We start from the raw sequence: 14748 nt of genomic DNA, 5'->3' as shown, positions 1-14748 counted from the left end.
TATGACAACGCGACGATGGAATAGCTGGGGAAACGAGGGCAGTGAATACACCTCGGAATTGACAGATAATTTGAGGCAAGTCCTGGAAAACCTGGTGGGTCCCGGCAACCCACTGCCGGAATCGACGTTGGAAGATGTACTGGCAAGAGTGCCCCCATCTCGCATGCCTGCGCACTCCCTGATAGATACATCCGCAGAATCCCGGTTGCGTCATGCCCGAGGTCAAAGCCTGCCGGACTGGTTGGCCGTGCGCAGTGGAGAGATCGGCGAGTTTCCAGATGGTGTTGCGACCCCTGAAACTTCTGCTGCGGTGGCGCAGTTGCTGCGGTTCGCAATCGAGCAGGGCATAACCGTTATTCCCTACGGAGGCGGTACGTCTGTTGCGGGTCATATCAACCCTGAATCAGGAGTTCGCCCGGTATTAACGCTGAGTCTTGCACGCCTGGATACACTGATTGCGCTGGATGAGGATAGCCAACTGGCGACTTTCGGCGCCGGTACCCCGGGCCCCAAAATAGAAGCACAGTTGCAGGCCAGGGGTTACACGCTTGGCCACTACCCACAGTCCTGGGAACTGTCAACGGTGGGTGGTTGGGTTGCCAGCCGCTCCAGTGGTCAGCAATCACTGCACTACGGGCGTATTGAGCAAATGTTCGCTGGCTGCAAAATGGAGTCCCCGGCAGGCACACTTGATGTTCCTACCATTCCTGCCTCCTCAGCAGGCCCAGACCTGCGTGAGATGGTGATGGGGTCAGAGGGCCGCATGGGCGTTATCACAGAAGTGGTTGTTCGTGTTACTCCGCTACCAGAGCATGAAAGCTTCCACGTGATCTTTTTTCCTGACTGGGATAGTGGCATGGCTGCAGCGAAACAATTGGTGCAGCAGAAGGTGCCTCTTTCTATGGTGCGTCTGAGCAATGCACTGGAGACTATCAGTTTATTGCACATGGGTAGTGACTCAGAGGCAGTCGCGGCGCTCGAAGAATCCTTGCTTGTTCAAGGCGTTGGCGACCTTAAAGTGATGATGACGGTGGGTATCACCGGTACCCATCGTCAGTGCCAGAGCTCACGGGATCAACTTGATGACTGTTGCTCGGCACTGGGCGGTGTCTATGCCGCGCCCGAACTGGGGCAACGCTGGCAGCATGGCCGGTTTCGCGCGCCATACCTGCGTGAACCGCTGGGAATGGCTGGTTATGCCGTAGATACCATGGAAACGGCGGTGGACTGGGTGCGCTTGCCCCGGATGATGTACGGTGTTGAGAAGGCAATCCGTGAAGCCCTCGAGAGCGAGGGTGTTGCTGTTCATGTGTATTCTCACTTGTCCCATGTGTATGGTCAGGGCTCCAGTGTTTACACCACCTATATATTTCCCTATGGCCCCAGCTATGTGGAAACCATGGCACGTTGGCGCAAGCTGAAAGCGGCCGGGGCAGAGCAGATTGTTGCCTGCGGTGGCACCATAAGTCATCAACATGGCGTGGGGGCTGATCACCGCAATTATTTAGCGGCTGAGAAGGGTGTGCTGGGCATCGCCGCAATTCGAAGCCTGTGTGACCTGTTCGATCCAGATGAGCATATGAATCCGGGTAAGCTGCTTCCAGAGAGCAGGTGCTGACCTATGGCGCTTGGTGATTTTTCATTTCCCGATCGTCAGACCGTGCTCGGGCAGCTCCGCGACGGTGATGCTCCGCCATGGGACCTGATTGTTGTGGGGGGTGGTATTACCGGGGCCGGAGTTTTGCGAGAAGCGGCGCGACGTGGATACCGTGCCCTGCTGCTTGAACAGCAGGATTATAGCTGGGGCACTTCGAGCCGCTCCTCAAAGATGGTACACGGGGGCTTACGCTATCTGGCATCGGGAGACTACAAGCTGACCAGAGACTCCCTGAGGGAGCGGGAGAGGCTCTTGCGTGAGGCCCCCGGACTGGTTGACCGCATGGGTTACTACTTTACTGTGCGCAAAAAAACCTTCCCCAATCGTTTGGTGATGTCACTCGTTCTGGCGGTTTATGATTGGATCGCGGGTGTGCGTGATCACCGTGCGTGTAATAACGATGAACTGGTGGAAAACTATCCGGGTTTGTCCTGCAGTGATCTCAAAGGTGCCTGTTATTACACCGATGCAGTTACAGATGATTCACGCCTTGTTTTACGCGTGCTGCAGGAAGCATTTCTGGCGGGTGGGAAGGCACTGAATTACTTGCCGGTGAAGCAGCTGCTGAAGGAAGGCGGCGACGTTAGAGGCGTGCTGGTTGAAGACCCGGCTAGTGGCGCAATACTTCCCATCAGGGCCTCCGTTGTTATTAATGCAACGGGCGCCTGGGCTGACAATCTGCGTAATGAGGTGAATCCGGAGAAACGAATACGGCCGCTACGTGGAAGCCATCTGGTTATTCCGCAATCCCGTTTACACGTGTCGCAAGCACTTGCTCTACTACATCCACAGGACAAGCGTGCTGTGTTTATCTTTCCCTGGGAGGGAACCACTGTTATCGGTACTACCGACCTCGATCACACGGGCGACCCGAACACAGAGGCAAGTATTACAGAACAGGAAGTACACTATCTGTTGTCGATGGTAGACCATCAATTTCCCGATGCACAGATTGGTCTGGCCGATATTATTTCGACATGGTCAGGGGTTCGCCCGGTGATTGGTGCCGAGCATGCAACGGATCCCTCGAAGGAACGACGGGATCACGCAGTCTGGTGTGATAGTGGGCTGGTGAGTGTGAGTGGAGGTAAACTTACGACATTCCGGCTTATAGCTCTCGATGCTCTCAAAGCCGCCGCCGCGCGATTGCCGGTGGTAGAAGAGTGCTTGCAAGAGCAGATTTTTACCCCACCTGATAGATTGGCCTGCGAGCTTATGCCTTCAGATCCTGAATGGGGTCAGCGGTTGCTCGGTCGTTACGGCTCTCTTGCGACGATACTACTCGCGATAGCTCCGGCCGCCGAGCACAGGCGAATAGTCGGTACCGATTTTTGCATGGCGGAATGTCGCTGGGCCTTACAACGTGAGTCTGTTCTTCATCTAGACGATTTATTGCTTCGACGCACCCGTCTGGGTCAACTGTTACCGGCGGGCGGCGAAGCGCTGTTTGAGCAGCTCAGGTTACTCTTTGCAGAAGAGCGTGGGTGGAATGATCTGCAGTGGCAGGTTGAGCTGGATCGCTATAAACATATTTGGCAGTTATATTACAGTCTCCCGGCGCAGTTGATCGCTGCCGTCGAGCGTTAGTCTTATGGCTGATCCGGAGCTTCAGTATTTTCTCGCGATTGATAACGGGACCCAAAGTGTCCGGGCAATGTTGTTTGATCAATTCGGTGAATTACACGCCAAGTCCCAGATTGATATTGAGCCCTACCAGTCCCCAAAGGTGGGTTGGGCTGAGCAGCAGGCCAGTTACTATTGGCAGGTGCTTTGCCGCGCCTGTGAACGACTCTGGTGCGAAACGGATATACCCCGGGCCGCTATCAAGGCGGTATCGGTTACCACGCAAAGAGCGACGGTGGTGCCGCTAGACCAGCACGGTCAGCCTGTCCGTCCGGCCATTACCTGGCTTGACCAGCGCCGGGTGGATACCCGTCCCAGCCTGAGGTGGTGGGAGTCACTGGCAGTTCGGGTTACGGGAGACAGGGATACCATTGACGAATTTCATGCGCGGGCACAAGCCAACTGGATCGCACAGAACGAACCTGACCTATGGAGTAAAACAGATAAGCTCCTGCTGCTGTCCGGTTATCATATCTATCGATTGACCGGTAAATTCAAGGATGCCATTGCCAGCCAGGTCGGGTATGTACCCTTCGACTTCAAGCAATTGCAATGGGCGGCTGCAAATAACTGGCAGTGGCGCGCCCTGCCTGTAACGCTCGGTATGCTGCCTGAGCTGGTTCCCGCGGGCGGTATACTGGGCCACATCTCGGGTGTGGCTTCAGAGGAGACCGGCATCCCCCAGGGGCTGCCGCTGGTGGCGTCCGGTTCTGACAAGGCGTGTGAGTTACTCGGTTCAGGCTGCGTGAACACCACTATTGGTAGCTTGAGCTATGGTACAACAGCCACGTTCAATCTTTTTAGCGAACGCTATGTTGAGGGTCTGCCGCCTTATCCTCCTTATCCCGGTGTGATTCCGGGAACCTACAATATTGAGGTCGCAGTTCCACGTGGCTATTGGATGGTGAGTTGGTTCAGAAGAGAGTTCGGCTTGCTGGAGGAGCAGCTTGCAGCAGTTCAGGGTCTGGCGCCCGAGGTATTGTTTGATGACTTGTTATCCTTGGTGCCCCCAGGGTCAATGGGGTTGACACTGCAGCCTTATTGGTCCGGTGGACCCGGTGCGACTGGCCCGGAAGCCAAGGGGGCTATCGTCGGCTTCGGTGACATACACACCCGGGCGCATATTTATCGAGCGTTGATAGAGGGGCTTACCTATGCGTTGCGTGAAGGAATGGAAACCGTTGTAAAACGAGCCGGTGCACAGTTGACGACCCTGCGTGTATCCGGCGGTGGTTCCCAAAGTGACCAGATTATGCAAATGACCGCTGATATCTTTGGATTGCCTGTCGAGCGGTCCCATACTTTTGAAACGTCTGGTCTCGGCGCGGCGATGGCCGCAGCATTAGGGGCGGGAGTTTATCCGGATTTCAGGTCAGCGACCGCTGCAATGGTTCACCCTGGCAAGCGCTTCATGCCCATACCTGCTCACCAGAAGCTGTATGACCAGCTCTTTCGGGAGGTATATCAGAAGATTTACCCCAGCTTGCGGCCACGCTACAGGGCAATTCAGGAAATAACCGGCTATCCGCAATGACCCAGCATATGCATGCGGGTCAGCCAGCAAACTACCCGGATGCCGTTACCGGCGGCACGAGTTGGGTGGCTATGTTAGTTCAATGATATGGGACCAGAAGCGGTAATGAAGAGACGATCCAGGCTATATAATGTGCTCATTCCGGTTGTATGCGCCGTGCTGCATGCTAGCCCTTTGTTTGCTGTGGACAGCGCGCAGCCACAGCAGGTGTTCTGGGGGGATACTCATCTGCACACGAGTCTTTCCGGTGATGCGATCGCTTTTGGCCTGTTGCGTACCCCCGCTGATGCTTACGATCTGGCACTGGGTAAGGAGATTGCTGCAGGTAACGGCAAAACCATAAAACTAATGCGGCCGCTGGATTTTCTGGTAATTGCTGACCACGCGGAGGGTTATGGCATGGTCACGGCGATTATGGCGGGCAACATGGCCCTGCTTGCCGACACTACCGTGCAACGATGGGCAAGGTTGATCGCTGAGGGCGAGAATGTGCGCGCGGGGAGAGAGATGATCGCGGCCCAGGCAAACGGTAGAGTGCCTGATGTCGTGTTTGAACAAGGCCCCGCCATCGCTCGCAGTACCTGGCTCGACGCGTTGCGTACCGCTGAAGCCTATAACGAACCGGGAACATTCTCGGCGATGCTGGGTTTCGAATGGTCATCCCTGGTTCGTGGCAATAATCTTCACCGGGTGGTCATATTTCGCGACGACAGTAAAACAGTGGAGAATATTGTTCCTCTTGACAGTAATGTCAGTGGTATGAACCCCGAGAAGCTCTGGGCCTGGATGGGTGATTATGAGAATAAAACCGGGGGGAGGGTTCTCGCTATCCCCCATAATCCCAACCTCTCAAATGGAATGATGTTTCCACTGCTTGACTGGGACGGCGCGCCGCTGACTGCGGCACATGCCGCAGCGCGATCGCGCTGGGAGCCACTGCTGGAAGTCTCACAGATTAAGGGAGATAGCGAGGCTCATCCGCTTTTGTCGCGCAATGACGAGTTTGCGGATTTCGACACATGGGATAACGGCAATCTCGACGGCTCACAAGCCAAGACAGCGTCGATGCTGGCAGGTGAATATGCTCGGGAAGCGTTGAAAAGTGGACTGGGTATTGAACAGTTAACGGGCGTTAATCCATACAAATTCGGGATGGTGGGTGCCACCGATTCGCACACCTCGGTAACGGCGTCGGAGGAGTCGAACTTCTGGGGTAAATTCGTGAATACTGAGCCGCGCGAAGGGCGCTGGAAGAAGCATCGCAAGGCGACACTGCAGGACGGCTGGGAATACGCCGCCGCTGGATTAACTGCGGTTTGGGCCAGCGAAAACACCAGGGCGTCGTTATTTGACGCGATGAATCGGCGCGAGGCCTATGCCACTACAGGGTCGCGTATTGTGCTCAGGGTATTTGCAGGCTGGGATTTCACCAGCCACGATCTTGAGGCCTTTGATAGTGTCCAGCGCGGTTATGCCGGGGGTGTACCCATGGGGGGCGATCTGTCGGCGGCACCCAAGGGTAAAGCCCCGGCCTTAATGGTGATGGCGCAGAAGGACCCGCTGGGCGGGAATCTCGATCGGGTACAGGTCATAAAGGGTTGGCTGGACACAGATAATCAAACCCATGAAAGGGTCTACGATGTTGTCTGGAGTGGTGCACGGGTGCCCGATAAGCGTGGCAAATTACCGTCCGTTGGCAACACGGTTAACGTTGCCGAAGCTACCTGGGTTAACAGTATTGGTGAGTCGCAATTAAGTGCACTCTGGCACGACCCTGATTTTGATCCTGACCAGAGCGCCTTCTACTATGTGCGTATACTGGAGATACCGACTCCGAGGTGGACAGCCTATGATGCCAAACGCTTTGCTCAGAAAATGGACGAAGACGTGCCAATGACTCTGCAGGAGCGGGCCTATAGCTCACCCATTTGGTACAGCCCGGGGCGGGAATAACAGGCCCTGCGCCCATTTCAGAAGCTTTCGGCGCAGCCGGATAAAATAGCCTCTGCAGTACATTAGGCGTCACATCACGATGAATCTTCCGATAGCCATACACACAGCACAGACTCGATACAGAACTGCGTGATCAGGCCAGATAGCCGCTTGTCCTCACAACGCCTGGCAGTAACCGGAATTTGGCGCATAGGCTGAATACATTCGAAGAGGCGTTATTATGGATTCCAGCGCAATGGGTTCACAGGGCAGCAGCACTGCTCTTTTTCGTCTTCGGACTCGTTGCGATGGGTCACTGACCCAGCGAACCGTGTAATAATCGCCCGTATCCGTTTGCCGCTGTGCCATGTCGCTGAAGCCATCAAGTGCTTTCTGCCCCGAATCCTTACCCATGGACCGGCAGCCAGTGGCGTGACGTGGAGAGAGAAGTCATGATCGACCGGTTGCCAATCACTTCCGTATGCGTCCTGCTCGCGCTCGTGGGCTGGTCTGCGACCGTCCCTGCCGAGTCTGTCACCTATGCCGACCTGGCGCCAATTTTCAACACCCGCTGCACCCTTTGCCATGCGGGCCCCAGTGCGCCACTGGGCCTTGCTTTGGATAGCTATGCCAATGTTATCAAGGGCAGCACGAAAGGCCCTGTAGTGCGCCGGGGAGATCCGGCGGTAAGTGAGCTGATCCGTCGCCTGAAAGGGAGCAGCCAGCCGCGCATGCCGATGACGGGGCCGCCTTTCCTCAGTGATGAGGAGATAGCGAAGTTCGATGCATGGATCCAGGCCGGGATGCCGGAGGGCGGTGTCTCGGTAGCCGCAGCGGAGCCTGCGCCAACTGCGCTGCCCCGCGCCGACGGCCCGGTGATCTACACGCATGTCGCTCCGATCCTCGCCCGCCATTGCGCGAAATGTCACAGCGACAAGGGACTGATGGGCGCGCCACCGGAGGGGTATCGGCTCACTTCCCTGGAGCACACGCTGTCGTCGGTCGATCGTGCGCGGGTGGTACCGGGTAATGCCGCGGCCAGCGAGCTGGTGCGACGGATCCGCGGGGATGCGAGGCCACGCATGCCTTTCGACGGGCCGCCTTACCTGAGCGACGATGAGATTGATCTGATCGTGCGCTGGGTTGATGAGGGCGCTCGCGACGCACAGGGCAATCCATCGCCGTTGCCAGTGGGTGCGACGTTGCGCGTGCACGGCCGGCTCAGCGGTCGTTGGGCGGTGGACGGTCTCCAGCTGCAGCCGGCTGCGCGCCTGCGGGTCGACAAGTCCCCGGTTTCCGGCGACTACGTTGAAGTGCGCGGTCGGGTATTGAGCGACGGTACTGTCGAGGCCGAGCGCATTCGGCGCCGCTAGCGGTTGCATCAGTTGTCCACTGCGTGCATATGGCGTGGACTGAAAACCGTGAGAGCCAGCCTCCAGGAGTTGAATGCTGGTATCGGCTTCGGTTGTCGGACTTATTTGGCAAGGTTGGCGAACGGTTGATGCTATTGCTCGCCGGTGATACCAAGAAGTGTCAGGCCGCCAACATCCCTGCTGGACATCAGAGCTTGTGCTACCGTTCGTATTGTTCTTCCTGAGTGTGTTGTGGCGCACTGCCATTTCCTGATAGCGCCTCGATAATACGGCAATTGCGGATGACGCCCTCTCCTTTGCAGCAGGCGCTCAGGCGCTGCAGTTCTGCTTCCAGAGCGCCTAACTGCGCCAGTCGCTCTCGCACTTCGCTGAGATGCTGCGCGACCTGGATATCCACATTGGCGCACGGCGCATCTTGGCGATCCGCGATCTCGAGCAACTTTTTCACGCTGTCCAGACTGAAGCCCAAACACCTGCTGCGACGAATGAACAGTAACCGATCCAGGTGAGCGTCACTGTACAGCCGATATCCCCCGCGCGTGCGAGGCGGGCTGGGCATCAGGCCCTCGCGCTCGTAGTAGCGGATCGTCACTGTTTTGGTGTCTGATGCCTGAGCCAATTTACCAACGGTGTATGCCAGGTTACTCACTACGGGTTTATCTCCTGAACAGCCTTGACCTTATAGTAAGTATAAGGTGTAGGGTGCCGAGGTATGAATCAATACCGCAACTATAAAGTCGTCAATCCGGGGTCCTCACGAGCCGGGCAAGGCAGCCTACGGATTCTTGTAACGCTCTTGCTCGGCATGATGGCGTTACCTTCTGCAGCCCGCAGCCAGGCGAATGAACACGCGCATGAGCACCATACTGGAGAGTTGGAGGAAGTCATCGTTCAGGCGACGCGTTCAAGGCGCCGTGTGCAGGACGAACCGATCCGCGTCGAGGTGCTATCGCAGGAAGAAATCGAGGAAAAGCTGCTCATGCGGCCGGGCAACATCTCGATGATGCTAAACGAAACGGGAGGCCTGCGAGTGCAGGTGACTTCGCCAGCCCTCGGGTCTGCCAACGTCCGGATTCACGGCATGCGCGGACGCTACACCCAGTTGCTGGCTGACGGTTTGCCGCTGTATGGAGGTCAGGCGTCCTCCCTGGGTTTGCTCCAGGTACCGCCCAGCGACCTCGGTCAGGTCGAGATCATCAAGGGGGCTTCGTCGGCCTTGTATGGCGGCCAGGCGTTGGGCGGCGTGATCAACCTGGTGTCGAAGCGACCGGGACCGGACGCGGAGGGTGAGATGATCCTGAACGCCACCACACGTGACGCACAGGACCTTTCCGCCTACGGGGCCACACCGCTCTCATCCAACTGGAGCGCATCGCTGCTGTCGAACTATAACCGCCAATCGACACAGGATCTTGATGACGACGACTGGATCGATATGCCGGGCTACGAGCGCATCGCTATTCGTCCCCGACTATTCTATGACGGGCCAGATGGCTCGAGCGCCTATCTAACCCTCGGTGCCATGGCAGAGGATCGGCGGGGCGGCACGGAAGGCGGAGGGGTGGTGCCCGACGGGCAACCCTTCCCGCAGAACCAGGACACGCGGCGCTTTGATGTGGGCATTGTGCTCGAACGTCCCGTTTCGAATTGGGGGGTAGCTCAGCTGCGCTCATCTGCGACGCGACAATCCCACGACCACCGCTTCGGCGATTTGCTCGAGGAAGACCAGCACGAAACGATGTTGATCGAGGCCTCTATAGCGGGCGAGGCAACGACCACCTCCTGGGTTGGTGGCCTCGCCTATCAGGCAGACGATTACGAGTCCGCTACGTTCCCTGTGTTCAACTACCACTATGAGGCGCCGGCGCTCTTCGCGCAGCTGGACCACGATCTGGCGGAGGATATCAGCTTTGCCGCGAGTGCCCGCTGGGATGAACACAGCGAGTACGGAGGCCAGTTCAGTCCACGGCTTTCAATGCTCTATCGGCCCGGGCCCTGGACAGTCCGCGCGTCCTGGGGCCGCGGTTTCTATGCGCCGACGCCCTTCGTCGAGGAGACCGAGGCTGCCGGGCTTTCACGGCTCGAGCCCTTGAAAGGTATGGATGTCGAGAGCGCAGAGACCCTGTCACTCGACTTTGGTCATACAGTGGGCGCGTTTGAGAGCGGGCTGACTTTGTTCGCTTCAGACATTGACGAAGCGGTGCGCTTGCAAACTGCGGCCTCGGACCGAGTGCGGCTCATTAATCAGGAGGGTGTCACCCGCACGCGCGGCGTCGAAGCGTTGCTGCGTTGGCGTCAGACACCGTATGTCGTTACAGCCAGCTATCTTTATCTCGATGCCAGCGAAGCGACGGACGATGCGTCCGGTCGGCGGAGTGTTCCACTGACGCCTCGCCATTCATGGGGGGTGGTAGCGATGTGGGAGGACCACGACCGTGGTCGCATCGGCCTTGAGCTGTACTACACAGGTGAGCAGGCACTGGAGAATAATCCGTATCGGAACACCAGTGATTCTTATCTTCACATCGGCCTCCTCGGCGAGATCGTACTGGGTCGCTTCAGTCTCTTTCTAAATCTCGAGAATCTGCTGGATGTTCGTCAGACTCGGGAGGACTCGCTGGTTTTGCCCAACCGAGCTCCGGATGGCCGCTGGACTGTGGACGCTTGGGCGCCACTTGAAGGGTTTATTGCCAACGCCGGCGTTCGCATGAAATTCGGGCGTTGAGTCGTAAATTTCGTCGCCAGGAGGTTCGGTAGACGAGTTCGAGAGAGCTTGTTGAGTATCGTTTGCGCTTGGTAATTCGCATGGTTATACCAATCAGCTTATGGAATAAGCGATTGCAACCATGAACTGCTGTTCCCAGCGCGGGGGTAAGTCACGGCTAAATTTTTTGCCAGAGAAAGCCATGATATCCTGAAGACATTCTGCATACTGGGGAGTTGGATCTTGCTTGATTGTGAAATATTGGAACCCAATGGGCCGGCGGACGCCTCGGTAATTTGGCTGCATGGTTTAGGGGCGAGCGGCCACGATTTTGTGCCGGTCGTTCCACATCTGGGATTGCCCAAGGGTCATTGTGTGCGTTTCATTTTTCCCCATGCCCCTGAGATCCCCATCACTATTAATAGCGGTAGGGTGATGCCGGCGTGGTACGACATACTTGCCATGTCGATTGAGCGAGAGATTGACCTGGAGCAAATAGAATCGTCCTCAGCCTCCGTTCGGGAACTGATCCTGCGTGAATTGGAAGCCGGTATAGCGAGTGAGCGGATCGTGATTGCCGGGTTCAGTCAGGGAGGTGCGGTTGCCTACCATACGGCGTTGTCCTACCCAAAGCCCCTGGCAGGCTTGTTGGCGCTTTCTACCTATTTCGCTACCGCCAGGGAAGTGAGCCTGTCGGACGCAAACAAGGCGCTGCCTATCGATATTTTTCATGGCACTCAAGATCCCATGGTTCCGGAAACAATGGGCCATACTGCGAGCCAGATACTACAAAGCATGGGCTTTGCGCCAAAGTACCGCACGTACCCCATGCAACACGAAGTGTGCATGGAGGAAATTGAGGAAATTGGGCGTAGCCTCAGGAAATGGTTGAAGCTGGATTAAAGCAGCGTCGAGGTGGCTTTGAAAGGATAAAGCATTGACTTGCGTGCGTGCTTTGAGCCTTTTCTTTATCGACTCAAGGCCAGCTGGTTGCCATTGATCGATACCGCCTTTTCGCATAAATCATCACGCATCGCTCGATCCATGACATCTTGCTCTTCATTGACGGCTACCACGCGTTGTCGAGTTGGGGTATCGCAAATCGCTACCAACCGCGATGGCGTTCCCTGTTCATAAAGAACGGTGTAACTCGCTATTTTTGCATTGCCTACATAACTCTCCAGTACCTCCAAAGGCGGATTCTCTTGAGCGACCTGTTTGGTCACATCGTCAAAGATGAATCCTGACTCCGGTGGAAGAGTGGAAAATATTCCAAACCCCTGTTTTGTCAGCATTCCTGATACGGCACTGATCAAGCCGTGAGACTTGGTTTTCGTGCGTAGCAGCTCCACGAGCCGACACGTAGTTTGCAAAACGTAGTTGTTCAGTGGGCCGCCGGCGAATGGCATGCCGCCCGTGAAGGTGTATTCCTGTGTAGACGCAACTTGCAAAGCGGTAGCGTAAGACTGGACCGCAATCGGGAAACAACTATACAGGTCGATATAGTCCAAATCCGCGGCGTTCATGCTTGCCACTTCAAGTGTGCGTTGCGCTGCGATATCAGCGCCAATCGATCGTGATAGGTCAGCGTTTTGGGAGACACAATTCATGTGGTTGGATTCGACAATGGCTCTGGGGAATATCCACTGTGAGCGCGGTATGTTCAGGGCTTCGGCTTTTTCAACTGAGCAAAAAATAAGGGCTGACGATTGGTCAACGTTCCAGGACGTGTTGTGCTTCTTGGTGTACGGAAAGGCAAGCATGCTATTTTTCCCCGACGGGTTGCGAATCTCATCTGCGGTCACCGCCTCTTGCTTCCATGCATGTGGATTCTTCATCGCAATATCGGCGAAATGACTATACAGCTTGCCGAGGTAATCCCTGTGTTCTTCAACGTTCTGATGTAAAGCGTGTCTCCGTGCAATCTCCAGTATCGCGTAGTAGCCAACGGGCATTCCCAGACCGGCATTGCTTTCAGCCTTTAGCCACATGTCTGCCTTTGGTTTCAATAGCTCATCTGGCGCCTCGTTTTCCTGCACAGTATCGTCCAGCTCCAAGCCATTGATTTCACCCATCAAGCCGCGGTACCGAGCCTCCCCACCCGTGACAACCACCACCTCCGCTTCCTTGTTGGCGATGCGCTTTGCCGCTTCACCCAAGAGTGTTGTCTGTAATACGCCAACCTCTGCCAGCAGTGTTGTGCTCTTGTGTGCGCCCACTGCGCGAGCAATCAGTCGCGCGGGATCACTGTAGCTCCACAACCCGTGGGGAACCATGATGGTGTCGCATTCCTCGAGTAGCTTGTTGGTCCCTGCATCTTCCGCAGCCGCATTGACAGAGGCAATCATGAGTTCAATGGCATTGGCCGCTAATGTGGGATCTGATTCTTTTTGGTTTCTAATACCGATACCAACAATAACAGGTGTAGATTTTGGCAGGTCTTTCATCCTAAATTCCTTGCAGTGTTGTTGGTGAGTGACGATCACTTTCAAGAGAAACCAGCCTTTTTTGCACATCAAGAATGGCGCTGTCGGCATAGCCGGTAAAAGATTCAGCCGCCCAGGCTCTGATGAGCGTCCAAAGATGGTATCTGTAGGTTAGATCGTACCTCTCCAAATCAATCAGCTTTGTTGCCCATAATTCGAGCAGCATTGCTTCGGCATATAGCATTTGCTCCGCCAACAGTTCTATGTTGACCGTTGATCGGAGGTAGCCTTGATCTCGAAAAAGACGGATTCCTTTCGCAATGAACTTGAACTGACCGCTAGCAGAGGGCGTATGGCGGTATGATCGACCGCTCGCGATATTGCTATACAGGATGGCCGTGAGTGCCGCGCGGTACCTTTTTTCATCGCTCTGCAGGAACAGCTTACTCTTCTCGACGAATTCGTCGAAATACCGTTTTGGATCCTCGGCGTTATCGATGGCTTGAAGCTGGTCTTTCAAACTGCTGAACAGTGCGCCTGACATTTCATCGAGAATCTCAGGCAGTGATCCCACCAGGTTATAGAGTGTCTTGACGCTAACTTCCGCTCTCTCGCTAACCCGAGATACTGTCAGGCCAGCTATGCCCTCATCGTCCACGATCTCGACAACTGCATCGAGGATACGTTGCTTGCGTCTTGTTTTGCCTCTTTCGTGCAAGTTCATTGTCTACCCTCTGAGAGCGTAAAATTCTACGCGCTAACAAATATAATGCCAATAGATAATAAAAATACAAATAGATTGTAAAAAAGAGGTCCGCGTGTATTATTTGTGCAGACAAGGCCGTTTCACTGGTCGAGCGCATCCGTGTGGTGTCTCTGCAGCGGGATCGGTGCTGTGTACACGACGTGGTTTGAGGAGTTTTATGTGAGCAGAGTGCACCCTTTGGATTATGACATTGACGAAGTACGCGACAACTGGATCAATCGCCTGATCAGCACCAGCCAGGGTCGCTACCCCGTAGAACTCGACCCCATACGCAGACATTGCCATATGGTTGGAGATCGCAATCCCGCTTTTCTGGATCCCGCTATTGCAAAGAGAGGCCCCTACGGCGCGGTGATTGTGCCGCCTTCAATGCTGCTGACCTACTTTGCTTCCAACGGCCCCTGGCCTCCCGAGCAGGGTGATGTCGAGATGACTGAGGGGGGGGTAACATTCGGGGTTCCGGTGCCCGGTGATCGCGGCATGAACATGGAGGTGCAGTGGGACTTCCTGGAACCTGTTCGCGTTGGCGATACTCTGCGCCTTGAGTTACGAATAGCGGATGTCATTGTGAAGCCCATAAAATACGATCCCTATGCGGTCTGGATTACTACGGAAACGTCGTTTTTCAATCAAGATGATGCAGTGGTTGCGAGGTGGCGAAATACGTTGTTGATTCATCGTTCGCCGGCGCAAATAGCGGAAGACGATGAGCGGAAAGCGAGCTGAGAAAGGG

The 14748-nt window shown here is 55.7% G+C and carries 11 protein-coding genes; 8 read left to right on the top strand and 3 right to left on the bottom strand.

All coding sequences use genetic code 11. From position 1 onward, the window contains the following. The first annotated feature begins 1 nt into the window (after position 1). The 5 genes from EGJ68_RS13590 (at position 2) to EGJ68_RS13565 (ending at position 8119) form a co-directional block, all read left to right on the top strand. Positions 2 to 1618 carry an FAD-binding oxidoreductase gene (locus EGJ68_RS13590; RefSeq protein WP_123035112.1) on the top strand — a complete coding sequence of 539 codons (1617 nt, stop codon included), beginning with the start codon at positions 2 to 4 and terminating at the stop codon, positions 1616 to 1618. A gap of 3 nt (positions 1619 to 1621) precedes the next feature. Further along, positions 1622 to 3244, top strand: a complete 1623-nt coding sequence (locus EGJ68_RS13585) for a glycerol-3-phosphate dehydrogenase/oxidase (RefSeq protein ID WP_123035111.1) — start codon at positions 1622 to 1624, stop codon at positions 3242 to 3244. Between the two features lie 4 nt (positions 3245 to 3248). Then, on the top strand, positions 3249 to 4814 hold the full coding sequence (locus EGJ68_RS13580; protein WP_123035110.1) for an FGGY-family carbohydrate kinase: 1566 nt from the start codon (positions 3249 to 3251) through the stop codon (positions 4812 to 4814). Between the two features lie 132 nt (positions 4815 to 4946). After that, positions 4947 to 6767 carry a DUF3604 domain-containing protein gene (locus tag EGJ68_RS13575; RefSeq protein WP_233248818.1) on the top strand — a complete coding sequence of 607 codons (1821 nt, stop codon included), beginning with the start codon at positions 4947 to 4949 and terminating at the stop codon, positions 6765 to 6767. Positions 6768 to 7198: 431 nt separating this feature from the next. Then, positions 7199 to 8119 (top strand): c-type cytochrome domain-containing protein, encoded by a 921-nt coding sequence (locus EGJ68_RS13565; protein ID WP_123035108.1) that lies wholly within the window; start codon positions 7199 to 7201, stop codon positions 8117 to 8119. A gap of 199 nt (positions 8120 to 8318) precedes the next feature. On the opposite strand, the gene EGJ68_RS13560 is transcribed toward EGJ68_RS13565, so the two are convergent. Then, complete coding sequence (locus tag EGJ68_RS13560) at positions 8319 to 8768, bottom strand: MerR family transcriptional regulator (protein WP_123035107.1); 450 nt, start codon at positions 8766 to 8768, stop codon at positions 8319 to 8321. A 267-nt stretch (positions 8769 to 9035) separates the two neighbouring features. Here EGJ68_RS13560 and EGJ68_RS13555 point away from each other — a divergent pair, with 267 nt between their 5' ends. Both EGJ68_RS13555 and EGJ68_RS13550 read left to right on the top strand, forming a co-directional pair. Further along, entirely contained in the window at positions 9036 to 10844 is a 1809-nt protein-coding gene (locus EGJ68_RS13555) for a TonB-dependent receptor plug domain-containing protein (RefSeq protein WP_199228050.1), read from the top strand. A 222-nt stretch (positions 10845 to 11066) separates the two neighbouring features. Next, entirely contained in the window at positions 11067 to 11726 is a 660-nt protein-coding gene (locus EGJ68_RS13550; protein WP_123035105.1) for an alpha/beta hydrolase, read from the top strand. A 65-nt stretch (positions 11727 to 11791) separates the two neighbouring features. Here EGJ68_RS13550 and EGJ68_RS13545 read toward each other — a convergent pair whose 3' ends face one another. Further along, positions 11792 to 13270: a hypothetical protein gene (locus EGJ68_RS13545; RefSeq protein ID WP_123035104.1), complete on the bottom strand. Its 1479-nt coding sequence runs from the start codon at positions 13268 to 13270 to the stop codon at positions 11792 to 11794. A gap of 1 nt (position 13271) precedes the next feature. Continuing rightward, complete coding sequence (locus EGJ68_RS13540; RefSeq protein ID WP_123035103.1) at positions 13272 to 13973, bottom strand: TetR/AcrR family transcriptional regulator; 702 nt, start codon at positions 13971 to 13973, stop codon at positions 13272 to 13274. A gap of 201 nt (positions 13974 to 14174) precedes the next feature. On the opposite strand from EGJ68_RS13540, the gene EGJ68_RS13535 reads away from it, so the two are divergent. Next, positions 14175 to 14741: a MaoC family dehydratase gene (locus EGJ68_RS13535; RefSeq protein ID WP_158283664.1), complete on the top strand. Its 567-nt coding sequence runs from the start codon at positions 14175 to 14177 to the stop codon at positions 14739 to 14741. The last annotated feature ends 7 nt before the right edge of the window (positions 14742 to 14748 follow it).

This window comes from Haliea alexandrii (genome assembly GCF_003719295.1).
Classification (GTDB): domain Bacteria; phylum Pseudomonadota; class Gammaproteobacteria; order Pseudomonadales; family Halieaceae; genus Haliea; species Haliea alexandrii.
Note: the sequence above shows the minus strand (reverse complement) of the source record. Positions and strands in the feature narration are given on the sequence as shown.

What these genes read in the sequence shown, in the direction of transcription:
- EGJ68_RS13590 (WP_123035112.1), top strand. Translation starts at nt 2, where the DNA reads ATGACAACGCGACGATGGAATAGCTGGGGAAACGAGGGCAGTGAATAC.
- EGJ68_RS13585 (WP_123035111.1), top strand. Translation starts at nt 1,622, where the DNA reads ATGGCGCTTGGTGATTTTTCATTTCCCGATCGTCAGACCGTGCTCGGG.
- EGJ68_RS13580 (WP_123035110.1), top strand. Translation starts at nt 3,249, where the DNA reads ATGGCTGATCCGGAGCTTCAGTATTTTCTCGCGATTGATAACGGGACC.
- EGJ68_RS13565 (WP_123035108.1), top strand. Translation starts at nt 7,199, where the DNA reads ATGATCGACCGGTTGCCAATCACTTCCGTATGCGTCCTGCTCGCGCTC.
- EGJ68_RS13545 (WP_123035104.1), bottom strand. Translation starts at nt 13,270, where the DNA reads ATGAAAGACCTGCCAAAATCTACACCTGTTATTGTTGGTATCGGTATT.
- EGJ68_RS13540 (WP_123035103.1), bottom strand. Translation starts at nt 13,973, where the DNA reads ATGAACTTGCACGAAAGAGGCAAAACAAGACGCAAGCAACGTATCCTC.